Genomic DNA, 347 nt, shown 5'->3' on the forward strand with positions numbered 1-347 from the left:
GACGCATTCGTATTTCAACGACCGCCAGAGCCGCTCGACGAAGATGTTATCGAGGAAGCGCCCCTTGCCATCCATCCGCTGCCCGGCAGCGCATGTGTGCATGCGCGAGAGGGGAGATCCGCACGCCGGACCGGCGCAATCTGCTCGTCCAGGCAAAAGATGTGAACTGGCTGCCCTGATCCGTATTCATGATTTCCGGCGGGCCAAACCTGGCGATGGCCTCGTTCAGTGCCTCGACGCAGAAGTCTGCTTCCAGCGTGTTCGAAAGGCGCCAGGCCAGCACCTTTCGGGTGTGCCGATCCATGATCGCCGCCAGATACAGAAAGCCCCTGCGCATTGGCAGATAC

General features: G+C 60.8%; 1 pseudogene. It reads right to left on the bottom strand.

From position 1 onward, the window contains the following. Positions 1 to 347 (bottom strand): annotated as a pseudogene (locus L1069_RS24030) (DDE-type integrase/transposase/recombinase); the annotation flags it as partial.

Source organism: Leisingera sp. MMG026, assembly GCF_021654205.1.
Lineage (GTDB): Bacteria > Pseudomonadota > Alphaproteobacteria > Rhodobacterales > Rhodobacteraceae > Leisingera.